General features: G+C 66.6%; 12 protein-coding genes and 2 pseudogenes. 8 read left to right on the top strand and 6 right to left on the bottom strand.

Annotated features, from left to right (window positions below):
• Positions 1-218 precede the first annotated feature (218 nt).
• Together WDJ58_RS01150 and WDJ58_RS01145 are read right to left on the bottom strand one after the other, a co-directional pair.
• A complete protein-coding gene (locus tag WDJ58_RS01150; RefSeq protein ID WP_338915790.1) occupies positions 219-2,396 on the bottom strand; it encodes an amino acid permease in 2,178 nt (725 codons plus the stop codon).
• A complete protein-coding gene (locus WDJ58_RS01145) occupies positions 2,393-2,815 on the bottom strand; it encodes a potassium channel family protein (RefSeq protein WP_338915789.1) in 423 nt (140 codons plus the stop codon). Before WDJ58_RS01145 ends, WDJ58_RS01150 begins: the two co-directional genes overlap by 4 nt.
• Positions 2,816-3,046: 231 nt before the next feature.
• On the opposite strand from WDJ58_RS01145, the gene WDJ58_RS01140 reads away from it, so the two are divergent.
• The 3 genes and pseudogenes from WDJ58_RS01140 to WDJ58_RS01135 form a co-directional block, all read left to right on the top strand.
• Entirely contained in the window at positions 3,047-3,544 is a 498-nt protein-coding gene (locus WDJ58_RS01140) for an Lrp/AsnC family transcriptional regulator (RefSeq protein WP_338915788.1), read from the top strand.
• A 238-nt stretch (positions 3,545-3,782) separates the two neighbouring features.
• A pseudogene (locus WDJ58_RS26300) lies at positions 3,783-4,052 on the top strand (sulfatase-like hydrolase/transferase); the annotation flags it as partial.
• A gap of 190 nt (positions 4,053-4,242) precedes the next feature.
• Positions 4,243-5,181, top strand: a pseudogene (locus WDJ58_RS01135) (sulfatase); the annotation flags it as partial.
• A gap of 140 nt (positions 5,182-5,321) precedes the next feature.
• On the opposite strand, the gene WDJ58_RS01130 reads toward WDJ58_RS01135, so the two are convergent.
• Positions 5,322-5,573, bottom strand: a complete 252-nt coding sequence (locus WDJ58_RS01130; RefSeq protein ID WP_338915787.1) for a hypothetical protein — start codon at positions 5,571-5,573, stop codon at positions 5,322-5,324.
• A 344-nt stretch (positions 5,574-5,917) separates the two neighbouring features.
• Between WDJ58_RS01130 and WDJ58_RS01125 the strand changes: the two genes are divergently transcribed.
• The gene (locus WDJ58_RS01125) at positions 5,918-6,508 is read left to right on the top strand and encodes a 50S ribosomal protein L15e (RefSeq protein WP_338915786.1); all 591 of its coding nucleotides are present in this window, start codon (positions 5,918-5,920) and stop codon (positions 6,506-6,508) included.
• Positions 6,509-6,645: 137 nt separating this feature from the next.
• On the opposite strand, the gene WDJ58_RS01120 is transcribed toward WDJ58_RS01125, so the two are convergent.
• Positions 6,646-7,092 carry a hypothetical protein gene (locus tag WDJ58_RS01120; protein WP_338915785.1) on the bottom strand — a complete coding sequence of 149 codons (447 nt, stop codon included), beginning with the start codon at positions 7,090-7,092 and terminating at the stop codon, positions 6,646-6,648.
• Positions 7,093-7,449: 357 nt separating this feature from the next.
• Here WDJ58_RS01120 and WDJ58_RS01115 point away from each other — a divergent pair, with 357 nt between their 5' ends.
• On the top strand, positions 7,450-8,874 hold the full coding sequence (locus WDJ58_RS01115) for an APC family permease (RefSeq protein ID WP_380661543.1): 1,425 nt from the start codon (positions 7,450-7,452) through the stop codon (positions 8,872-8,874).
• 4 nt (positions 8,875-8,878) lie between these two features.
• A complete protein-coding gene (locus WDJ58_RS01110; protein WP_338915784.1) occupies positions 8,879-9,532 on the top strand; it encodes a potassium channel family protein in 654 nt (217 codons plus the stop codon).
• Between the two features lie 189 nt (positions 9,533-9,721).
• On the opposite strand, the gene WDJ58_RS01105 is transcribed toward WDJ58_RS01110, so the two are convergent.
• A complete protein-coding gene (locus WDJ58_RS01105; RefSeq protein WP_338915783.1) occupies positions 9,722-10,690 on the bottom strand; it encodes a glycosyltransferase family 2 protein in 969 nt (322 codons plus the stop codon).
• Positions 10,691-11,438: 748 nt separating this feature from the next.
• Between WDJ58_RS01105 and galU the strand changes: the two genes are divergently transcribed.
• Positions 11,439-12,308, top strand: a complete 870-nt coding sequence (gene galU / locus WDJ58_RS01100; RefSeq protein ID WP_338915782.1) for a UTP--glucose-1-phosphate uridylyltransferase GalU — start codon at positions 11,439-11,441, stop codon at positions 12,306-12,308.
• On the top strand, positions 12,301-13,233 hold the full coding sequence (locus tag WDJ58_RS01095) for a UDP-glucuronic acid decarboxylase family protein (RefSeq protein WP_338915781.1): 933 nt from the start codon (positions 12,301-12,303) through the stop codon (positions 13,231-13,233). The genes galU and WDJ58_RS01095 overlap by 8 nt, the downstream gene beginning before the upstream one ends.
• Before the next feature lie 315 nt (positions 13,234-13,548).
• On the opposite strand, the gene WDJ58_RS01090 is transcribed toward WDJ58_RS01095, so the two are convergent.
• Entirely contained in the window at positions 13,549-23,652 is a 10,104-nt protein-coding gene (locus WDJ58_RS01090; protein WP_338915780.1) for a PKD domain-containing protein, read from the bottom strand.
• Positions 23,653-23,828: the final 176 nt, after the last annotated feature.

Below are 23,828 nucleotides of genomic sequence, written 5' to 3'. Positions count from 1 at the left end.
CCTTCCATGGTGATCCCTGGAGTGCGCCGATCGATACCTCCGTATTAAGATAAACCGAATGTCGCGATATCGAATCTCCATGATGCTCCTCTGTTTCCGGTGGTATCCGATAGCGACCTACAGTGCGTCGACGCCCTCGAATCGCTTCGGCGAGCACGGCTCCCGTGGGGGCCGATGACGAGCGATACAACGAATATCGCCCGTCGTGGCTCGATCGATCAGAAGGTGAGACGTTCGAGGAGTCGGCGCGTGAACCGTGGCCGTCGTGACTCGTGAGGGTAGACGGTGATGGTCGTGCAGCCCGGGCTCGGGAAGAGCGGGCGGTCGTCGAGCAGCGCGTTCCGGAGCCTCACGTCGGCCCCACGTCGCACGACCACGTCGGGACTCGCTGGCTGTCCACCGTCGGCTCTGAAGAACTCCGAGCGTACCGGGACGGAGAGTATCTCCGAGAGCTCGGACTGGTAGTCGTCGATCGTGCGCCTGTACGGGTCCGTCCCGTTCCGATCGGCGGGGTACCAGAGCGAGACGTCCCCGCGGTTCGCGACGGCGATCGCCTCGGCGACGTCCACCGTCAGTGGGGGGTAGGGCCCCCCGTCGGTGGAGAGCGCAACACGCGCCGGCCGGTCGTACCCGAGGTTGTCAACGAGGAGGACGTCGCATCCCGCGTGGCGAACGACCCAGTCGATCGGGTCGCCGAACAGCCGGGACCGGAGCCGCAGCGATTCGTGCTCGGCCACTATCGCGTCCACGCCCCGGCTCTCCGCGGCGTTGACGATCGCGTGCTTCGTGTCGTGGCTCACGACCTCGTCGGCCTCGACGTCGACGTCCAGGTCCGTCGCGAGCGACTCGATCCGCGTCTCGTAGGAGATATCCGTCGCCGACTGTACCGTCAGATCCTCCGTGAGGGGGGCCTGATCGGGCACCTCCTCGAACCGGACGACGACCACGCGGCCGTCGTGCGGCCGAACGATGTCGGCGGCGATGGCGACCAGCGACCGCTCGCGGGTTTCGTCCAGGTTCTTCGTGAGCGCGACGAGGACCTCGTGGCGACCCCCGCTCACGACGGATTCGGTCTCCGTGAGGACGTCCCTGCCGACGCGCCGGCGGACCGCGTCGGTCGCCGCGCCCTCCCGGTCGACCCGCGACCGAACGTAGACGGCGTACCAGCCGACGCTCCCGACGGTGATGAGGACGGCTCCGAGGAGCGCGACCGTCCCCATCTGGGTCAGCAGTAGCCCGCCGGTGACGACGCCGAAGATCTGCACCCAGGGGTACAGCGGGGACGTGAATTCGGGGTCGTACTCCGTGCTCCCCTCGCGGAAGGCGATCACGGCCAGGTTGACGAGGCCGAACACCAGGATCTGGAACGCGCTGGCGAGTTTGGCGATCTCGAGAATCGGGACGAAGGCGATGAACAGCAGCAGCACCGCACCCGTGAGGGTGATCGACGTCACCGGCGTCCCGAACCGGTCGCTGACCGCCGAGAGCGACGCCGGCGCGAGTCGATCCCGGCTCATGGCGAACGGGTAGCGGGACGAGGAGAGGATGCCCGCGTTGGCCGTCGACACGAGTGCGAGGACGGCCGCGGAGATGACGGCGACGACGCCGGCTTGACCGAGGGTCGACTCCGCGGCGACCGCGACCGGGGTCAGCGATCCGGCGACGCTCCCCGGCTCCGTCACCCCGACCAGTACCGCCACGATCGCCACGTACAGTATCGTGGTGAACACGAGCGACCCGAGGATGCCGAGCGGGATGTTGCGTCCCGGATCTTCGACCTCCTCGGCGACGCTCGCGACCTTCGTGACACCGGCGTAGGAGACGAACACCAGTCCGGTCGCGGCGAGGAGACCGCCGACCCCGGCGTCGAAGAAGCCGATGTAGTTGGCCGACCGGACACTGGGTGCGCTCCCGGCGGCGAACCAGCCGAGGGCAGCCAGCATGACGACGACGATCGCGACCTGTAGTCGCCCCGTCTGTTTCGCGCCGAACAGGTTGACGAGGATCAGAACCGTCGCGAGCCCGAGCGCGACCGGTTTCAACGGAAGATCGAACACGAGGATCAGATACGGGACGCCGCCGACGAGCGCGAGCGCCCCCTTGAACGAGAGGGAGAACCAGGTCCCGACACCGGCGACGGTCCCGAGCAGCGGGCCCATCCCCCGCTCGATGTAGATGTACGTCCCGCCGGCTTCGGGCATCGCGGTCGCCATCTCGGACTTCGAGAGGGCGGCCGGCACGACGAGCAGTCCCGCGAGAGCGTAGGCGAGGATCACCGCCGGCCCCGCGATCTCGAGCGCGAGGGCCGGCAGGATGAAGATCCCGCTACCGATCATCGCGCCGATGCTTATCGCGAGTACGGACGGCAGACCCAGGTCGCGTTCCAGCTCCTTCATACGACCTCGCCGAGCGCCTCGGACAGCGCGGTCGTCGCACAGAACGGTTCGTGACCCGCCTCCGTGAAGAGCGGACACCGATCGGGGTCGTTCACGAACACGATGATCCGGGGAACGTCGAACCGGGAGCGGACGAGCTGGGCGACGAGCAGGTTGCGACGGTCCGAACGCATCGCGACGACGACCGTCGACGCCCCCCCGACCCCGGCCTCCGAGAGCACCTCGAGGTCCGTCGGATCGCCGACGAAGCCCGGAACGTCGCCCGGCCGGTACGACCGGTCGACGATGACGACCCGGTGACCGTCCGCCCGCAACCGTTCGGCGATGGCGGCACCGACGTGACCGCCACCAAGCACGTAGCGGACGGGCTCTTCGACGTCGCCGAACGATTCGCTTCCCCTGGCTCGTATCGGAGTCATGATGGTAGTGCTGAGTCTCACTGGTCGGTCAGATCTCACGCGGCGTTCGACATCACGTGGGTGACGGGTATTGATAAATCAGTCGATTCAGATGACGGATTGTCAATATAGAGGTCGAAAATACCGTCTACTGTCATCAAAATCGGTCGCGGCGACGAGACGGTGGTTGTGGAGGTGTCGAGCGGCGCGGAGCGGGGATTTATTCACGTGGCGAATCCGTACCTACCGTCGATGAAGGAGGGCGAACTGGACGCGGTCGACCGGCACATCCTGTACTACCTGCAGCAGGACGCGAGGGCGACGTCGTCGACCGACATCGCGGAGAAGCTCGGTCTGTCGTCCAGCACGGTCCGGACCCGCCTCAACAAACTGGAGGACAGCGGCGTCATCCGGGGGTACCACATCGACATCGACTACGACCTCGCCGGATACCCCCTGTACACCAAGATCATCTGCACTGCGCCGGTCCCGCAACGGGACGAACTCGCGAACGAGGCCCGGGACATACGGGGCGTGACGGCCGTCCGCGAGATCATGACCGGGGAACGGAACGTCTACGTGAACGCCATCGGGAGGGACCACGACGACCTCAACCGGATCAGCAAGGAACTGGACGCGATCGGGCTCCGGATTGTCGACGAACAGCTGATCCGCGACGAGTACGTCTGCCCGTATCACGGGTTCCTGGACGAGGACTCGGAGCCGATCGACGAGGACAGCGACACGTAAGCGAGAGCCGACAGCCTCGACCGGCCCCGTGCTGGCCCCACCGTCCCGACGCACACCGAGTATCGGGAACACCGATCTCTGCCTCCCGTACCACACCCCCCGGTCGTCCCGCTGGGTGTCTCTGCGTTACCGCGCCGACTACTACACTTTTGTACGTCCGTCGTGGGGGTGTGAACCACCCGCATGAGCGCCGACCGCCCGAACGTCGTCCTCGTCACGACCGACCAGCAGCGGATGGATACGATCAACGCCCTCGGCGCGTCGCACATGGAACACGCCGAACATCGACCGCCTCGTGGACGAGGGGGTGACGTTCACCGACTGTCACGTCACCGCACCGCTCTGTGTCCCCTCGCGTGCCAGCCTCTTTACCGGGTACTACCCCCACACCACGGGCATCTACTCGAACGAGAGCTCCTGGCAACACACGTGGGTCGAGCGGCTCCAGGACGACGGCTACTACACCGTGAACGTGGGGAAGATGCACACCATCCCGTACGACGCGCCCGCGGGGTTCGACGAGCGGTACCCCGTCGAGAACAAGGACCGCTACCTCGCGAGCGTCCCCAAACTCCCCCGAACGGTTCTACTTCGACGAGTGGGACCGGGCGTTCGCCCCACGCGGGCTCGTCAAACAGCAGCGGGAGTTCTACCGCCACTGGGAGGACTACGAGGAGCATCTCGGCGCACACGAGTGGAAACTCCCCGAGGACACCCACCCCGACATGTTCGTCGGGGACGTGGCGACGTGGTGGCTCGATACGATGCCGAAGCTCGACCGGCCGCTGTTCCTCGAAGTGGGGTTTCCGGGACCGCATCCCCCGTTCGACCCGGTCGAGCGGTACGCCGAGGCGTACCCCGATCGCGAGATACCGATGCCCGAGATCGACGAGGCCGACGTCGAGAGCCAGCCGCCACCACTGAGAGCGAAGCGGGAGTTCTACGCCGAGATCGACTCGGACTCGATCGGCTACCCGCTCGACTCCGAGGAGGAGCACGTTCGCCGGATGCGTGCGTACTACTACGCCAACGTGGCGATGATCGACGAGAAGGTGGGCCAGCTGATGGACGCGCTCGAGACGAACGGCTACGGCGAGAACACGATGGTGATCTTCGCGTCGGACCACGAGGGGCTCGGCGACCACGGTCACATCGAGAAGCTCGCGATGTACGACGAGGTGACCCGAGTTCCGGTCATCGCCTGGGCACCGGACGGGTTCGAGGGGTTCGAGGGCGGCCGAACCGTCGACGGCCTCTGTCAGCTGATGGACCTGGGTCCCACGATCCTGGAACTCGCCGGCGTAGACGTCCCCGAGTCGATGGAAGCGGAGTCGCTCCTCCCGGCGATCCGGGGCGAGGACTGGGGCGGTCGCGAGTACGTGTTCACCGAACAGCCGCTCGACATCGGGTTCATGGACGACGACATGGGCGCGGGCTTCATGACGATGGTGCGGAGCGACGACTGGAAGCTCGTCCACTTCCTGGGCGAGTCCTACGGCCAGCTGTTCGACCTGTGGGCCGACCCCGAGGCCGCGGAGGCGAAACGCGATCTCCTCGCGACGCTCAGGGAGTGGCGGATCGAGAGCAGCTATCGGGCGCGGGATTGGGTCGAGGAGTTCCTCGGCGAGGCACGCTGAGTCCCGCTGGGTATCGTCCACGCCTCCACGTCGCGCCGTCCGCCCGGTCGTCGGGGACGGAAGTCGCCGACCGCCGAGCGTGATCTGTCGACGTGAACGGGGATCGCCGGTGACCTCGGCGGCGCCGAACCACCGGTCGGTCAGTCGTAGACGCCCGCCGCTTCGAGCTCCGCCCGGAGGTCGCCCTTCGCGATCCGGGCCAGGCCGTCGATCGGGCGGAAGGTCCCCCACTCGGGAACGGCCTCGCCGCACCCCGGACAGCACCGAATCACCCGATCGCGAGTCCGCTGGACGTCCCACTGCTCGATCCCGGTCTCGGTCCCGCTCCAGCCACAGTCACACGTGAACCCGTACTCCCTGGATCCGACCTCGACGCGGCGCTCGTTCGGCATACCCCTCCCCTCCGGCCGTACCGGTAAAGACGTTCGGGGGGCGGGTCACGACGATCGGGGCGAGGACTCCGGGTCTCCGAGTCCCTCCCCGGAACGAGCGGCCCGCCCAGGATTCGTGCCCGACCCGATGGATCGCTCGGACCGTGTCGTATTAGGCGGGTCGCGTTCGTCGGTCCATCCTCCGGGAGGGCTCGACGCCGCTTCGAAGTCCCTAAGTACGAACGCGTCGAACCCCGGATAACTCGCTGGAGTACGGGCACCAGCGGGCACCTGCTACGGCAGGACGGGATGTGGTTCCGCCCCGACGGGACGGAACTGAACCATCAACGCCCGTGGTGACACACATGGCACGAAGCTTCTACTCGCACATCCGCGAGGCGTGGCAGACCCCGAAGGAGGGCAAGCTCGCCGAACTACAGTGGCAACGACAGCAGGAATGGCGCGACGAGGGTGCCGTCGAGCGCATCGAGCGCCCCACGCGGCTCGACAAGGCCCGCTCGCAGGGCTACAAGGCCAAACAGGGCGTCGTCGTCGCCCGCGTGGCGGTCCGAAAGGGTAGCGCCCGCAAGCAGCGGTTCAAGGCCGGTCGGCGCTCGAAGCGGCAGGGCGTCAACAAGATCACCCGCCGGAAGTCCATCCAGCGCATCGCCGAGGAGCGGGCCTCGCGCAAGTACCCGAACCTCCGCGTGCTCAACTCCTACTGGGTCGGCGAGGACGGGTCGCGCAAGTGGCACGAGGTGATCATGCTCGACCCCGAGCACCCCGCCATCGAAAACGACGACGATCTGAACTGGATCTGTGACGACTCCCAGCGCGGCCGACCGTTCCGCGGCAAGACCGGTGCCGGCGTCCGCGGCCGCGGGATGGGCAAGCGCGGGAAGGGGACCGAGCACACCCGCCCGAGCCTCCGCAGCGACTCGCGCCGCGGGAAGTAACCGCACGCCCGACCCCCGGGCCCCCGATCGTCAGTCGGTTCTACCGCCGAACGAGGCTGCCGGACACGCCGCTATTCCTCCTCGGCCGCCTGGAGACCCCGCAGCCCGTCAGTCACGGCAGGCCCCGTCGAGGCCGATCAGCCCCACCGCCCCGTCAGCACGGCGACGGCCGCGAGGGCCGCGGCGGCGTGCATCGCGGCGAGGACGACGACGACGGCAGTGGTGACGCCGGGGAGCGCGGGCGCGACGGTCACGAGGGGGATCATCGAGACGACGAGGACTGCCGCCGCGAGGCCAACGAACGCGCGGTCGGGACGGTCCAGCAGGCGCGTCAGCAGGCCGTAGACGACCGTCGCGCCGACCGTGACGACGACACCCGTCGCGAGAACGGGGTTCCAGGACGCGGGTCCGACGTCGGCGAGCGGGACGACCATCCCGGCGACGAGTCGGACGAGCGCGAGCGACAGCAGGACGACGACGCCGGCCATCAGCCCCCGCCGGGCGAGCACGCCGATCGGGAGCTTCGATACCGAGGTCCCGTCGGAACCGGCCGCGACGACGGCCGCATCGTTACTGGTAGCCATGCGACCACTACGTCCCCGACGGCGATAAACAGGATCGTCCGGGTGAATTCCGATCCGCGGCGAACGGGGGTGTTCAATCCCGGTCGCGGTTCCCGGTGGGGAGGAATCGACCCCGGCGTTCAAGCCGCGCGAACGACGCCGTCGACGCGTACACGGAGCCATGTCGGAACGCTACCCGGGCGAGACGGGTGTCCCTCGACGGTGCCGGGAGTGCGGGAATTGTGGCCGTGACGATGGAGCCGGGACGGGTATCCGGGGGGTCGATCGCCGGTGGCGTGCGGCGACGAGGAGGGACGCGACGTGAGCAGCCACGGTGAACGCGCGCCCGAGGCCGAACTCGGCCTCCTCGACGCGACGATGATCGGCATGGGTGCGATGATCGGGGCGGGTATCTTCGTCCTCACCGGACTGGCGGCCGACATCGCCGGTCCCGGCGCGATACTCGTCTTCGTGCTCAACGGGGTCGTCACGGCGTTCACGGGCCTGTCGTACGCCGAACTCGCCTCGGCCATCCCGAAGTCGGGAGGTGGCTACGCCTTCGTCCGGGAGGTGTTCGCCGACCTCTCCTCGTTCCTGATGGGCTGGATGCTCTGGTTCGCCTACATGATCGCGGGCGCGCTGTACGCGCTCGGATTCGCACCGAACCTCCTCGAACTCCTCCACGTCTACGACGTGGTGCCGCCGCCGGACCAGGTCGGGGCTATCGCACTGCCGGTTCTCCCCGTCGACGTTCCCGCGGGGTTCGCGCTCGCGTTCACGGCGGTCCTCGGGCTGGTGGCGGTGAACGCGGTCTCGACCGCGGCGAGCGGGAACGTCGAGACGGTCTTCACCGTCACGAAGGTCGCCATCCTCCTGGTCTTCGTGGGGTTCGGCCTCGCCTCGCCCGCGTTCAGCGGCGCGGAGTTCCAGCCGCTCTTCCCGGGCGACCGCACCGCGCTCGCACTCCTGCCGGCGATGGGGCTGACGTTCATCGCGTTCGAGGGGTACGACCTCATCACGACGGTGACCGAAGAGGTCGAGAACCCCCGGGAGAACATCCCGAAGGCCATCTTCGTCAGCCTCGCCGCCACGGTCGTCGTCTACCTGCTCGTGGTCACCGTCGCGGTGGGAACGCTCGGCGCGGAGGGGCTCGCGGCGGCGGGCGAGGCCGGCATCGCACAGGCAGCTACCGAGTTCATGCCGACGGGCCTCCCCGTGATCCGGAACGGCGGCGCGGTCATCGTCTTCGGGGCGGTCTTCTCGACGCTCACGGCGCTCAACGCGGTGGTGATCGCCTCCTCGCGGGTGGCGTTCTCGATGGGTCGGGAGGGACAGCTGCTCCGGGGGTTCGGCCAGATCCACCACCGGTTCGGGACGCCGTTCCTCGCGATCCTCGCGAGCGCCGTCGTGATGCTCGGCTCGGTCGCGCTGCCGACCGAGAGCGCCGGAAACGTGTCCAGCCTGTTCTTCCTGCTCTCGTTCGTCGTGGTCAACGGGGCGGTGATCAAGCTCCGCCGGGAGCGCCCGAACATGACCCGGCCGTACGAGATGCCGTACTACCCCCTGCCACCGGTGTTGGGTATCGTCCTGAACCTGGTGCTGACGGTCGTCCTGATCCGGTTCCTGATCCGGACGGATCCGCTCGCACTCGCGCTCAGTGCGGGCTGGATTCTCCTCGGCGTGGTCGCGTACGCGGGACTCGGACGCGTCCGGACGACCGGGGAGGCAGGCGGGCAGGCGGCCGAGAACCGGACGGGAAGCGAACCAGGCTCCGAGAGGGGGACGATCGCGGACGAGGACTGACACCATGCCATCCAGATTAGACGTCGTCATCGCGGGCGGTGGGCGCGTCGGTTTCCAGACGGCGGAACTGCTCGTGGGACGGGACCACGACGTCACGGTCGTCGAGCGCGACGGGGACACCTGCGAGGCCATCGCGGACGCCTACGTCGCGACGGTCGTGGAGGGGGACGCGACGAACCCCGACATCCTCGAACAGGCGGGCATCGGGAGTGCGGACGTCGTCGCCGCACTGACCGGCGAGACGGGGCTGAACCTCGCGGTCTGCCTGGCCGCGAGGGAGCTCTCCCCCGGTATCCGGACCGTGGCCCGTATCGACCGGGCCGCCGGCGAGGCGTACACCCGGTTCGTCGACGCGGTGCTGTTCCCCGAACGGGCGGGCGCACGCGTGGCCGCCAACGAGATACTCGGCAGCGACGTCCGGACGCTCGCGGACGTCACCGGGACGCTCGACATCATGCAGATACGGATCGCGGACGGTGCGCCGGCCGCCGGCAAGCGGCTGGCGGACGTCCGGTTCCCCACCGGAACCCTGGTGGTCTCGGACGACGACGGCGAGCGAATCGCCGGCCCGGACACGACGCTCACCCCCGGCCGCCGCTACGTCGTCGCCGTCGAACCCGACGTCGCCGACGAGGTGCTGAACCTCCTGCGGGGATGAGCGGGTCGGCCAGAGCAGTGCCACGCCACCACCGCAGGGTTCACTCGCGTGGACACCACTCGACGACGGTAGGTGGTCCGTAGATCCGCTATGACCTCCTGTGACGGCCAGGTGCGTCGGTTATCCGCCGACCGGCGGATGGGGAGGGCGTCCTCGGGTCGGGGGAGGAGGACGAAGTCGTGGACGTGATCACCTGGTCGGAGCGGCGTTGGACGAGAACGAGTGGTACACCCGCCGTGACAGCCTGTACATCTCCCGTCCGAAGATGGAACTGAGGAACGAACCCACGAGTCCCGGCTCCAGCGACCGGCTGTAGTAGAGCGCTTTCCCGAAGCAGATCACGGCTTCGGCCGACCAGCGGGACCCGTTCAGCAGTCGGACCCCCCTGCTCTGGTAGGCGGTCGCCAGCGCGTCCCTCCGAACCTGTTCGTCGAACCGGTCGTACAGGTGCTCGAACTGTTCGATCATGCCGAACAGGTCGTCGGAGAACTCGACCTTCGTGACCCGGTGCTCGCCGGCGTTACCCTTCTCGACCAGTATCTCGTCGATGTAGTCGAACTCCATCCGTTCCGCCGCCCGGACCTTCAACCCGATGTCGTCGGCGGATTGCCAGTCACCCAGCGGGTGTAACGATCGGATGAGGTCTCCACGGAGGAGCATCGTCGTGGTCTGACACGGGTGTAGTTCGCTGAACTTGAGCGCCTGCTCCAGTACGTCCCCCCTGTTCTCCTCGGCGGGCAGATACAGGTTGCCGTTCTCCTGCTGGATCCCGCAGTAGACGACCCCGACCGACGGGTTCGATTCGAACAGTTCGACCTGCTTCTCGATCTTCGTCGGGTGCAGTCGGTCGTCGTCGTCCAGCAACTGGACGTACTCGCCCTCCGTAACCTCGATCCCCGTGTTCCGTGCGACGTTCGCCCCCGCGTTCTCCTCGTGGGCGAGATACGTCACGTCGTACTCCCGGGCGACCGATTCGGCGTATCTCTCCCCCGAATCGTCGACGACGATGATCTCGATCGGCGTGTACGTCTGCGATCTCACGCTCTCGATAGCCGCTCTGAGCGCGTCGTTCCGGTAGTACGTCGGAATTACGACCGAGACCGTCCCTCTTCGTGGCGTGATCGCGTTCTCGATCATAGAGAGTATCCTGTTGATCATTGCGGATCGTGCGGTCACGTCCGTTCGTGAAACCGGCAGCGCGCTCGGGCCGAACGCGATGTGACGTCCGTCGGTAACGTTCCTTATCACGAAGGGCTTATAATAATTGTCTGTCCTCCCCTTCCGATGCCGGACTCGTGTGGGTATCCGTCCCACCCACCGTCGCGGCCCATCCTCGCCCCGTGGTGGCCCCTATCCCGGACGAACCGAACGCGGCCTCCGACCCGCCCGGGGAACTCGGATCCCGGAACCTCCGACCCGAATCCGGCCCGTCCTCCGTCGAACGGATCTCGCACAGTCGCGGCGCTCCCGGTATCGGATTCGGTATACGGGCCCTTCACTCGCGCTCTCCCCCCGGTATCGTATTGGACGAACGCCGCTACGCCTGCGTCCACGGCCCCGCCCCTCTGCGACCGTCGATTCCGGGACTCCCACGACGTCCGGGAGCTGTTCGAGCGGCCCCGAACGACCCCTTCCGATCCAGGGATCGGCGACTCCCGATGGCCGGGCCGCTCGGGAGTCGGATTTACCGATCGTCGTAGCGTGGAGAGCCCATCGCTTCGGCCGCCGAGTGAACCCGGAGCGAGGCGGCTTCGTGCTCGCTCCAACGACTGTCCGGCCATTCGGGCTTCGAGACTTCCTCCCGGTACGGTGTCTCCGACCCGATCGGGATCGGGACCGATCGCGCGACACGATCAGAGACATGGGGAAATCGACAAGTAGTGGCAGGCGGATATAACGAGTATCTATGGAAGTCAGGAAGGCCGTCATCCCCGCCGCGGGCTTTGGCACTCGTTTTCTTCCGGTGACGAAGGCCCAGCCCAAGGAGATGATGCCGGTGTTGGACAAGCCGACTATTCAGTACGTCGTCGAGGAGGCGGTCGAGTCCGGAATCGACGACGTTCTCATCATCACGGGGCGGGGGAAGCAGTCGATAGAGCGCCACTTCGACAAGTCCTACGAGCTCGAGCAGGAGCTGAAGGCGGCGAACAAGGAGGAGGAGCTGGACCGAGTCCAAGAGATCGCGGACCTCGCGGATATCCACTACATCCGACAGCAGGAACGCAACGGGCTGGGCGACGCCGTCCTCTACGCCCGGAAGCACGTCGGCGACGAGCCCTTCGCGCTCCTCCTCGGCGACACCATCGTCGAGAGCGAGGTCCCGTGTACGAAGAATCTGATCGACCACGCCGAGGAGTACGGTGAGTCGGTCGTGTCGCTGGAACGGGTCCCCTGGGAGCGGGTGTCCGCGTACGGTGTCGCGGACGTCGACGAGGCGGACCAGTCGACCGACTCGTTCCCGGTCTCCGATTTCGTGGAGAAACCGTCGCGGGACGACGCTCCCTCGAACCTGGCCATCACGGGTCGGTACGTCCTCACCCCGGGGATATTCGAGCTTCTCGACACGATCGACTCGGGTGTCGGCGGCGAGCTGCAGTTGACCGACGCGATCCGCAAGCTCTCCGCGGTACGGGGAGCCGAGCTCCAGGGCGACCGATTCGACATCGGTAACATCCCGGACTGGCTGCGGGCGAACATACAGATGGCGCTCTCACACGACGACGGCGAGATGAACGAGGCGGTCGCGAACCTGATACGGGAACAGAGAGATGAGTAGGATCCTCGTGACCGGTGCGGCGGGGTTCGTCGGGTCACACCTCTGTGAAGCGCTCATCGAGGGCGGACACGAGGTTCTGGCGATGGACAACCTCGTCACCGGTCGGGCGGGGAACCTCGACGAGATATTCTACCACGATCGGTTCACGTTCCACGAACACGACGTGACCGAGTTCGTTCACGTCTCCGGCGAGCTGGACTGGGTCATCCACCTCGCCAGCCTGGCCTCCCCGGTGTTCTACAGCGACTACCCCATCAAGACGCTCAAGGTCGGCGCGCTCGGGACACACAAGACCCTCGGACTGGCCAAGGAGAAGGACGCGAGCTACCTGTTCGCCTCGACGAGCGAGGTGTACGGCGACCCCGAGGTCAACCCCCAGCCCGAGAGCTACCGGGGCAACGTGGACTCGTACGGCCCGCGGTCGTGCTACGACGAATCGAAGCGGTACGGCGAGTCCTTGCTACGGGCCTACCGGGACGAACACGACATCGACGTCCGTATCGCGCGCATCTTCAACACGTACGGTCCCCGGATGCGACTCGACGACGGGCGCGTCATCCCCACGTTCGTCCGCCAGGCGCTCAACGGGGAGGACCTGACCGTCCACGGCGACGGGTCACAGACCCGCAGCTTCTGCTACGTGTCGGACCTCATCGGCGGTTTCGACCGGCTCATGGAGTCCGACGTCCAGACGCCGGTCAACGTCGGGAACCCGGACGAGCGGACGATCCTCTCGCTCGCCGAACTCGTCATCGACCTCACCGACAGCGAGAGCGACATCACCCACGAGCCGCTCCCCCCGCAGGACCCCCAGGTACGGAAACCCGACATCGGGAAGGCGAAGTCCGAACTCGGCTGGGAACCGACCGTCCCGCTGGAGGAGGGGCTCGAACGCTCCATCGAGTACTTCGAGTCCGTGATGTAGCGTCGATGCGGTGCGGTCCGTGAATCCCTCGTCACGAACGAACTACAGCGAACAGTGCGTACGCTCACGTCTCCGGATCGGTATCGGGTTCCACCGGCGTAGCCGTCCGCCGGACCGGAACCCGACGACTCTCCAGTCACTGACCGTGGTGCCGGGTCGGTATCGGTCCCGTGTGGCCCTGGTACGCGGTCGCTCCGGTCGCACCGATAGCACCGCTAACGAGGTCGAAGTACGGCGTTTCGAAGATCACGTTACGCGAGTATCGAGTCCCCGGCAGGGACCCGAGTCCAACCAGCCGTAGCGGTCGTCGGGAGTCTACGCAGTGCTATTTATGTTGACGATCTCGATGCCGGCGATCTTCGGGTTGTCGGTGACGTGGTTGAAGTCGACGTCCAGGTTACTATCGGGCGTGACCTGGTAGCTTTTCATGACGCCGGTGTCGTGGCCGACGTCGGCGTGGATGTCGTAGTTGTCGAGGACGACCTGATTCTCGACGGAGACGTCGAAGACGCGCTGGCCGTCCTGGGTATGATAGATCTCCGCGAAGTAGAGGCGGACCTCGTAGGTCTCACCCGAGGTGACGGGGAAGTCCCACTGCATCTCCGCGCCCTTGGCGGGGTCCCAGCGTTCGGTCTGGAAGAGCGTCGTGGGCGTCGAACTCGCGACGGAGCCGTCCAGGCTGATGCTGTCGCTCGTCGAGTAGGTGTTGGTGACCGCGTCGTTGAGGTAGGTCGAGGGGTTGCTGCTGGTGTCGGCGCCCCAGTTGATCGATCCGTCGGATGCGGTGAGTTCGCTGCCGCCGTTGTTCAGTCTGTAGACGACGGTGTCCTCGGTGGTGGTCTCCCCGACGCTCACCGTTTGGGTGGTCTGGTCGGTGGCGCCGTCGTCGTCGGTGACGGTCAGCGTCACCGCCTTGTCGCCGGTGCTCGAGTAGGTGTAGGTGGTGGTGGCACTCGAGGTGGTTTCGTCGATAGTGCCGTCACCATCGAAGTCCCAGGCGTAGGACTGGATCGAGCCGTCCGAGTCGGTGGACGCCGAAGCGTCGAAGCTGACGGTCTCGCCGGTCGTCGGGGAGCTCGGCGAGTAGCTGAAGTCGGCTGCCGGTGCCTGATTGCTGGTGTCGCTCGAGAGTTTGACGATTTCGATCCCCGAGACTTTCGGGTTGTCGGTGACGTGGTCGAAGTCGACGTCGAGGGTGCTGTCCGGCGTAACCTGGTAGGTCTTCATGACGCCGGTGTCGTGGCCGACGTCGGCGTGGATGTCGTAGTTGTCGAGGACGACCTGGTTCTCGAGGGCGACGTCGAAGACGCGCTGGCCGTCCTGGGTGTGATAGATCTCCGCGAAGTAGAGGCGGACCTCGTAGGTCTCACCCGAGGTGACGGGGAAGTCCCACTGCATCTCCGCGCCCTTGGCGGGGTCCCAGCGTTCGGTCTGGAAGAGCGTCGTGGGCGTCGAGCTCGGTACCGAACTGTCGAGTGAGATGCTATCGCTCGTCGAGTAGGTGTTGGTGACCGCGTCGTTGAGGTAGGTCGAGGGGTTGCTGCTGGTGTCGGCGCCCCAGTTGATCGATCCGTCGGATGCGGTGAGTTCGCTGCCGCCGTTGTTCAGCCGGTAGACGACAGTGTCCTCGGTAGTCGTGTCGCTGACGCTGACGGTCTGTGCGGTCTGGTCGGTGGCGCCGTCGTCGTCGGTGACGGTCAGCGTCACCGCCTTGTCGCCGGTGCTCGAGTAGGTGTAGGTGGTGGTGGCACTCGAGGTGGTTTCGTCGATAGTGCCGTCACCGTCGAAGTCCCACTCGTAGGAGTGGATCGACCCATCCGAGTCGGTGGACGCCGAAGCGTCGAAGCTGACGGTTTCGCCGGTCGTCGGGGAGCTCGGCGAGTAGCTGAAGTCGGCCGCCGGAGCCTGGTTACTCGACCCGACACTGACGGTCTGTGCGGTCTGGTCGGTGGCGCCGTCGTCGTCGGTGACGGTGAGGGTGATGCTCTTGTCGCCGGTGCTCGAGTAGGTGTAGGTGGTGGTGGCACTCGAGGTGGTGTTGTCGACGGTGCCGTCGCCATCGAAGTCCCAGGCGTAGGACTGGATCGAGCCGTCCGAGTCGGTGGACGCCGAAGCGTCGAAGCTGACGGTCTCGCCGGTCGTCGGCGAAGTCGGTGAGTAGCTGAACTCCGCGCTGGGCGCCTGGTTGCTGGTGCCGCTCGAGACCTTGACGATCTCGATGCCGGCGATCTTCGGGTTGTCGGTGACGTGGTTGAAGTCGACGTCCAGGTTACTATCGGGCGTGACCTGGTAGCTTTTCATGACGCCGGTGTCGTGGCCGACGTCGGCGTGGATGTCGTAGTTGTCGAGGACGACCTGGTTCTCGAGGGCGACGTCGAAGACGCGCTGGCCGTCCTGGGTATGATAGATCTCCGCGAAGTAGAGGCGGACCTCGTAGGTCTCACCCGAGGTGACGGGGAAGTCCCACTGCATCTCCGCGCCCTTGGCGGGGTCCCAGCGTTCGGTCTGGAAGAGCGTCGTGGGCGTCGAACTCGCGACGGAGCCGTCCAGGCTGATGCTGTCGCTCGTCGAGTAGGTGTTGGTGACCGCGTCGTTGAGGTAGGTCGAGGGGTTGCTGCTGGTGTCGGCGCCCCAGTTGATCGATCCGTCGGATGCGGTGAGTTCGCTGCCGCCGTTGTTCAGTCTGTAGACGACGGTGTCCTCGGTGGTGGTCTCCCCGACGCTCACCGTTTGGGTGGTCTGGTCGGTGGCGCCGTCGTCGTCGGTGACGGTCAGCGTCACCGCCTTGTCGCCGGTGCTCGAGTAGGTGTAGGTGGTGGTGGCACTCGAGGTGGTTTCGTCGATAGTGCCGTCACCGTCGAAGTCCCACTCGTAGGAGTGGATCGACCCATCCGAGTCACTGGACGCCGAAGCGTCGAAGCTGACGGTTTCGCCGGTCGTCGGGGAGCTCGGCGAGTAGCTGAAGTCGGCCGCCGGGGCCTGGTTGCTGGTTCCACTCGAGAGTTTGACGATCTCGATGCCGGAGACTTTGGGATTGCCCGTGACGTGCCCGAAGTCGATATCGAGGGTGCTGTCGGAAGTGACCTGGTAGGTCTTCGTGACCCCCGTATCGTGGCCGACGTCGGCGTGGATGTCGTAGTTGTCGAGGACGACCTGATTCTCGACGGCGACGTCGAAGACGCGCTGGCCGTCCTGGGTGTAGTAGATCTCGGCGAAGTGGAGTTTGACCTCGTAGGTCGCGCCCGAGTCGACGGGGAAGTCCCACTGCATCTCCGGATCGGCGGGCAGGTCCCAGCGTTCGGACTGGAAGAGCGTCGTGGGTGTCGAACTCGGCACCGAACTGTCGAGTGAGATGCTATCGCTCGTCGAGTAGGTTTTGTCCTCGATGGAGTTGAGATAGGTCGAGGGGTTGCTGCTGGTGTCTGCGCCCCAGTCGATCGACCCGTCGGACGCGGTGAGTTCGCTGCCACCGTTGTTCAGCCGGTAGACGACGGTGTCCTCAGTGGTGGACGATCCGACGCTCACCGTTTGGGTGGTCTGGTCGGTGGCGCCGTCGTCGTCGGTGACGGTCAGGGTGACGCTCTTGTCACCGGTGGTCGAGTAGGTGTAGCTAGTCGTCGCGCTCGAGGTGGTTTCGTCGATAGTGCCGTCACCGTCGAAGTCCCACTCGTAGGACTGGATCGACCCGTCGGAGTCACTCGATCCCGAAGCGTCGAAGCTGACGGTTTCGCCGGTCGTCGGCGAGGTCGGCGAGTAGCTGAACTCCGCACTGGGTGGCTGCGTGGTGGCCGCGTCCGGGTTGTACCGGAGGACGATGACGTTGGAGACCAGCCCGGTCTCCCCGTCGGCGTCCTCGACGACGGCGGTGATGTAGTTCAGGCCGGCCGCGTCGGTCGAGTTGGTCAGCGTCACGCCCACGTCGACGGTACCGTCGGAACCGATCGTGGCGGGCTGTTCGGAGACACCGATGACGCTGTTACCCTCGTACGCCTCGAGGTCGTACCCGCCGTCCGGGACGCCCTCGGTGAACAGTCCGGCCTCCAGCCGGAGCAGGCGCACCGTCGCCCCGGCCGGGCCGGACACCTGGATCGTCTGGTCGGCCCCGGCCACCGTCGCCGCGGTGTGGTTGTCGGACAGGGTGGTCGACTGCAGTGACACACCGGACGCGTCGATCGTCGGCGCGGCGGCGACGTCCGTCTTGACGACGGCCTGCGAACCGCCCAGGCTACCGTCGCTGAACGGTGTCGCGTCCTGTGTCGTACCGCTCTCGAAGCCCGTCGAGACCGTCGAACGGGTGAGTTCGAGGCCGGAGACGCTCCCCGACTCGGCCGGACCCGGGGCCTCGTCACCCTTGATGCTCGACGGGTCGACGTCGATCGAGAACTCGAACGTCTCGCCGGGCTCGAAGTCGGTGAACGCGACCCGGAGCACGTCGTAGCCGTTCTCGGGGTCATCGTCGTGCGGCTGGGCGAGCGAGTGACACGAGTACCCGGTCCCGCCCTCGGTGTCGACCGAGAAGTCCTTCGCCACCTTGTCGCCGGCCGTGCCGTTCGGGTCGAACACCATGTCGGGCATCTTGCCCGTGCTCAGGTCGAACTCGACGATCGTGATGTCCGTCTGGCCGGTGTTCGACACCGCGAACGAACCCGAGCTGTAGGTGCTCGAGTTTATGCCGGTGTTCGGCAGTATCGAGACCGACGCCTCGTCGGTCCCCGTCCCGCCGTTCGCGGGCGCGACGGCCAGACACTGCGTGACCGTGTCGCTGTCGCCGTCGTCGTCGGTGACCGTCAGCTCGGGCGTCTTGATCCCGCTGGACGTGTAGGTGTGGGTCGGGGTCGGGCCGGTCGCGTCGGTGGTGCCGTCGCCGTCGAAGTCCCACTCGTAGGACTGGATCGATCCGTCCACGTCGCTCGACTCCGAGCCGTCGAACGTCGTCGACTCGTCGACCGTCGGCCCCACCGGCACGAAGCTGAAGTCCGCGACCGGCTCCTGGTTGGTCGACGTGAGGGTCACCGTCTCGGAGACGAGCGCCGCGGCCCCGTCCTCGTCGGTGACGGTCAGCGTGACGGACTTCTCCCCGCCGCTCGCGTAGGTGTGGGTCGGGGTCGGGCCGGTCGCGTCGGTGGTGCCGTCGCCGTCGAAGTCCCAGGCGTAGGACTGGATCGACCCGTCGGGGTCACTCGACCCCGAGGCGTCGAAGCTGACGGTCTCGCCGGCCGCCGAGTAGCTGATATCCGCCGTCGGGACCTGGTTGTTGCTGTTGTCCGTGAGCTTGACGATCTCGATGCCGGAGATCTTCGGGTTGTCGACGACGTGGCCGAAGTCGACGTCGAGGGTGCTGTCGGGGGTGACCTGGTAGGCCTTCGTCACGCCGACGTCGTGGCCGACGTCCGCGTAGATGTCGTAGTCGTCGAGGACGAGCTGATTCTCGACGGAGACGTCGAAGACACGCTGGTCACTCTGGGTGGCGAAGATCTCCGCGAAGTGCAGCCTGACCTCGTAGGTTTCGCCCGCGTTGACGGGGAACTCCCACTGCATCTCCGCGCCCTTGGCGGGGTCGTACCGTTCGGTCTGGAACAGCGCCTCCGGCGTGTCGTCCGGCACCGACCCGTCCAGGCTGATGCTGTTCTGGGTCGAGTAGGTGTTGGTGGCCGCGTCGTTGCGGTACGGTGCGGGGTCGCTGCTGGTGTCGGCCTCCCAGTCGATCGAACTGTCGAGCGCGGCGAGTTCGCTCCCGCCGTTGTTGACCCGGTAGGCGACCGGTGGCTCGTCGGCAAGCGGCGCGAGGATGCCCAGCTGCGTCGTGTTCGCGCTGATGCGGTTCGCGCCCGCGTCGAGGGTCGCCCCGCTCACCTCCGTCCAGGACCCGTCGTAGCTCCACAGCGAGAGCGTCGACTCGTCCACACTCGCGACGTCGACTCCCGCGTACTGGATGGTGAGATCGAGGAACGCGTCGGGACCGACCGCCTCGCCCCGCACGTAGTTGTCGATGTTGTCCAGCCCGTCGGGGTCGTCGGGGGAGTTCGAGGCCGACGCGACCGAGACGTTCCGGCCCTGGAAGGTCAGGTTCGTCCGGCCGAGATCGACGTTCTGGAACGTGTTGTCGGGGCCCGAACCGTCGAGCTGGATCGCCCGACGGGTGTTCGATTCGAGCACGTGGTTCCGGATCGTGTTCCCGCTCGCGCCGAGCAGGTAGAGCCCCTCGTAGTTCCCCGAGACGTTGTTGTTCGTGAACAGGCTGTCGGTCGTCCCCTCGATGGCGATGCCCCGCCGGGTGTCGTACACCGTGTTGTCGGTGACGGTGTGGCCGGTGTTGGCGGTCGTGCCGAACAGCTGGATGCCGGTGATACTGTCGCTGACCACGTTGTTCCGCACCTGACCGTCGGCGACACGGCGGTAGGCGATGCCAGTGTTCCACTCCGTGAGGGTCAGATCCTCGACCGTGACGTTCCGGACGGTCTCCGGCTCGGTGCCTGGCTGCTCGACCAGCACGCCCACGTGCGCCGAGCCGTTGGCGGACGTATCACCGTCGATCGTGTGGCCCGCCCCGTCGATCACCACGTCGCTGGTGGTGACCTGGAGACACGGCGTGTCCGAACTGTCCTGGATGTCGGTCGTCAGCGTGTAGGTCCCCGGACGGTCGATGACGCCGCAGGAGTCGATCTGGGCGGTGACCGGGTCCTCCGTCCCGGCCGGTTCGACGTAGATCTCCTCGGTGTAGCTGTCCGTGGCGCCCGCGCCGTCCGTGACGGTCAGCGTGACCGACTCGGTGCCCGTCCCGGAGTAGCTGTGCGTGACCTGTGGGCCGGTCGCGTCAGTACTGCCATCGCCGTCGAAGTCCCACTCGTAGGACTGGATCGAGCCGTCGACGTCACTGGACGGCGAGGCGTCGAACGCGATCGTCTCGCCCGCCTCCGGGGAGACGGGTGAGTAGTCGAAGTCGGCCGTGGGCGGCTGGTTGCCCGTCGCGAGCGTTCCGCTCGACGCCACCAGCCGACTCCAGGTTCCCGAGAACTGGTCACCGGGCCCGCGCGACGTGGATATGACTCCGAGCGCGAGACCCTGGTCCGGGTCGGCGGCCCACTCCCCCGGGAACGACGTCGTCCCGACGGTGACGTTCTGGCCGCCGTCGATCGAGTAGGCGGCCGTGATGGTGTCGTTCGCCGGGTCGACCGTCATGTAGAGGTCGAGAGTCTGTGCACTAGTCACGTCCGTGACGGTCGGCTCCGCGACGACCTCGAACGTCCCGTCGACCTCCTTCGCGAACTGTATCCCGCCGTCCCCGCCGTTGGCGGAGGCGACCAGCTTGACGTAGTTGTCCTGGTCACCGGTCCCGACGTAGAACCCCTGGGACTGGTTGTCGACCGGGGTGTCCGGGAGCGGCGACTTCAGGGTCGTGCGGGCCGTGAACTGCTTCCCCTCGGGCTTGACGCCGACCTGGAACCCGTACTGCTGGTCGTTGTTCGCCTCGTACGCGGAGCCTTCCGGGATGCTGTCGACCGACAGGACGTTCGCAGCACCGCCCGCCGTGAGCCGGCTCGTGTCGTAGAGGTCCCGGTAGTTGTCCTCGCCGTTGGACATGACGCCGGTGAACCCCATCTCGAGCAGCGTCCCCGCGTAGGAACCCGGTTCGAACTGGAAGCTCACCGGGAGCTGCTGGCCGTCGTTCGCGTCGATCGCGAACGGGTCCGCCAGGTCCGAGACCCCGTCGTTGTCGTCGTCGAAGTCGTTGAGGTCGGACAGGTCGTCCCCGTCGTTGTCCGGGGGAACTGACGCGGCCGAACACGGATCGGCACCGTTGTCGATCTCGTCGGCGTTCGAGAACCCGTCACCGTCCTCGTCGAGCGAGGGATCGTCGGTCCCCAGACAGGCCTCGTTCGTTGACGGCGTGAAGACCGTGATCGAGGAACTCCCGTACGTCGTGGCCCACACCGTGCCGTTGAACGGCCCGTCGTTACCCTGCGCGGTGACGTCGAGCGGCTTGCTGCCGAAGTTCGAGAACAGCGACGTCTTCGAGGTGACGGCGCTCCCGCTCTCGTCCAGCTCCAGCCGCCAGATGTTACCGCCGAACCCCGCCGCCAGCAGGTCGCCCTGCATCGCCCCGCCGAACGCGGTTGACGTGTACTCGTCGAGCCCGTTCGTCGAGGACGTGAACGTCGCGAGGACGTCGTCGTCGGACTCGGCCGACTGGTAGTCACACTCGATGGGGCGGTCGTAGGTCGAGTAGACGGCACCGGGGTAGACGTTCTCGTTGCCCCGCGTCGGGTTGGGGTGACCGCCGTAGTACCCCTCGCCGCTGACGTAGTGCAGCTCGTCGTTGTCGGTGAAGCTGTTGTCCTCGTTCGGTTCGTTGGTACACGTGCCGTCGGTGCCCTCGCCGACGGGCGGCCCGCCCCAGTCGCTGTTGGCCCCGTTGTCGACCGTGTACATCTGATTGTCCTGCGTGAGGACGACGTCGTACGCGTTCCGGAAGCCGGGCGCGTAGACGTCGATGGGTCCGTTCTCGGTGAGGGTGGCCTGGTTGGATCCGCCCTGCCCACCGAACGGGTCCTCCGTGCCCTGGAGCGTCGGGATGTCGTACTTCACCGGAATGCCGTTGGCGTTCTGCTCGGTCGACATCCCCTCGATCTGGTTCAGGTCGATCGAGAGTATCGCGGCCGAGAGGGCGTACTCCGGAAGGTAGACGAAGTTGTTCGACGGCGCGCCCTTGTTCGTGTTCCCGCCCGTCGCGATGTAGAGCGTGTCGTTGGCCTCGTCGAGCGCCATCCCGTTGGGGTGGTGGTTCTCCTCCGAACGCGGGAGCCCGCGCATCAGAAGCGTGTGGTCCCACTCGGACCCGTCCCACTGCAGCTTCGAGAGGGTCCCCGAGTTCGTGTCGAGGCCGGTGTCCTCGCTGTTCCCTCCACCGCCGATCCGCGGATCGCTCGACGGCACGTAGATCACCGGGTTCTCGGCGGTGCCGGTGACGAGGATCCCGGTGATGAGCCGGTCCTGGACGTTGGTGTTGAGCGTCCCGTCGTCGTCGTGGTTGGGGATGTCGTCCTGGATCGCGGTGATGTTCTCGACGTCCGTGATGTTGTAGTGCGTCTGGTTGACCCGATTGACGGTGAGCGCGCGGATCAGCCCGTTCTGCTGGGCGACGTAGAGCCGGTCGTCGGGCCCGAACTGCAGCGACGTCGGGTTCTGGAGATCGACCGAGAGACCGGTTCCGTTGAAGCCCGGATCGGCGAACGCCGCGGCCAGATCACCGTTCGTGCCGGGGTTCGCCATCGAGAACTGGCCGAGGGTCCCCTCGGCGGGGACGCCCAGGTTCCCCGGGGCTCCCCGTGCGTTGCCTTTCGCCCCGCCGGAGGCGTTGCCCCGCTCTGCGCCCCTGGCGCGATTGTTCTCGGTCCCCATCAGCCCGCTCGAGGCGAACACCGGGGTATCCCGCCCACTCTTGCTGATCGCGTTGGCCGATATCCGGTTGCCTCTACTGCTACTATCGGTGGTTATCTGCCCGTTGGCGTTCTCCCGCAGCGCGTTCCGTCGGATCGTGTTGCCTCTGCTGTTCCGCGCCAGTTCGATGGGTTTCCCCCGGTTCGCGTCGATGTTGTTGTTCTCCACGCGAACGTCCGAGGACTCGGCGATCTGGACGCCGTTGAGGTTACCGGAGATCTCGTTGTCGATCACGCGGCTGTCGGTGGCCCACTCCATGGCGACGGCCCGTCCGTTGCCGGTGAGCACGTTCCCCTCCAGCGTGATCTCGGACGCCTGGCGTCCGTACACCTGGACGCCGACGTGGTTGCCGGTGACGATGTTGTTCCGGACGGCCCCCTTCTCGACGTTCTCGAACAGGATCCCGGTCGTCCAGTCCTCCACGACGAGGTCACTCACGATCACGTTCCGGATCGACGACTCCCCCGATTCGGGAGCGACGTACACACCGATGCTCTCCGCCCCGCCCGAGGTCTCCCCGCCGACCAGGTTCGCCGTCCCGTTCGCAGCGGCGTTCTCCGTGATCGCGCGCCGCTCACCGTACAGTCGGACGTCGCTCGAGGTAACCCGGATGCAGGGTTCGCTGACGTCGCCCTCCACGTTCAGCTGTCCGGTGACCTGGTATCGCCCCGGCGAATCGATGACGCGGCAGGAATCGACCTTCGTTACCCCCGCGTCGGACGGCGGACCACCTTTCTTGCCGGACGGTGGGCCCCCTCTCGGCGGCGAACTACTGCCGTCCCCGACGAGCCGCAGCGAACCGCCGCTGTCCTCCTGTGTGGACGCGTCGGTCGAATTCCGGGTGACGTTCTCACCCCCGCTGCCCCCCGGGACCTCGTCCGCCTGGGCCGCGGCGGCGGACGTGACTGTAACCCCGGCGACCGCCGGAGACAGAACCAGTAGTATCGAGACGACGATCGCTGCGACCTCGCTCCCCCTCATCTATGCTCGGATGGTGAGTAGAGGGGCAGTTATTTAGTTGTTGATTAAACTGCCAGTCTCCGGGAGAAATAAGATCCGTTATGGGAAGCCGTATCCGCGGTCTCCGGCCGGAGGTCCGCGTGGACGTATCGAGGCTCGGAGTCGGCCTCCGCGTGTGGTTCCGGGTTCGGACGGGG

Source organism: Salinirubellus litoreus (genome assembly GCF_037335815.1).
In the GTDB taxonomy this organism is placed as follows: Archaea; Halobacteriota; Halobacteria; order Halobacteriales; family Haloarculaceae; genus Salinirubellus; species Salinirubellus litoreus.
Note: the sequence above shows the minus strand (reverse complement) of the source record. Positions and strands in the feature narration are given on the sequence as shown.